This is a genomic window from Pyrobaculum sp. (assembly GCF_049971835.1).
In the GTDB taxonomy this organism is placed as follows: Archaea; Thermoproteota; Thermoprotei; order Thermoproteales; family Thermoproteaceae; genus Pyrobaculum.
In genome coordinates, this window is the sequence record NZ_JBMFKV010000413.1 from 1 (window position 1) to 584 (window position 584).

Consider the following 584-nt stretch of genomic DNA (forward strand, 5'->3'; position numbering starts at 1 on the left):
CCGCGCTGGAAAGCGGCGGCGCCCCCGAGCCAGCACTACTACTCACCGCCCTGGCCGCCGCCTCCATAGCAACCGCGCTGATCCTCAAGAGACTCCGAAAACACTAAACGGAGAACAGCTACACACAGCCCCCCAGAGCCCACCAAACCCGAATCTACACGTAGAGGCCAGCTTTTTGCCGGGGTCGATACTTTGTGTTTAGGACAAGGGACATTAGAGTTAACCGGCGTAACTGGTCGGCCCGCCGGGATTCGAACCTTATCCCGAACCCCCTGCGGGGGCTCGACGGGACCGCCCGTTACAGGCGCCTGGGGGCTTTTCCCATGTGTACCCCCAGGGGCTGTCTACAGCCGGGCGCTCTGGACCGCTGAGCTACGGGCCGCTGGGATGAAATGTATTGGGAGTTTTAAAAATTTTTCCGCGGCGCGTTGCGGAGGCGTCTCTGTGTTGCGCTCTATCTGTGGGGTGGTGAAGGGCTTTATCTTGTGTCCCCGCCGCTCTACTTCTCTGGTGAAGAATGCCAACGCCATCGCGGCTAAGGTGTATAGGGCCACCACCGCTGGAGGTAAGTATACGGGCGGGGC

1 tRNA gene is annotated in these 584 nt (G+C 60.6%); it reads right to left on the reverse strand.

From position 1 onward, the window contains the following. Positions 1-233 precede the first annotated feature (233 nt). Positions 234-382, reverse strand: a tRNA-Tyr gene (locus ACP5J3_RS15015). Positions 383-584 lie beyond the last annotated feature (202 nt).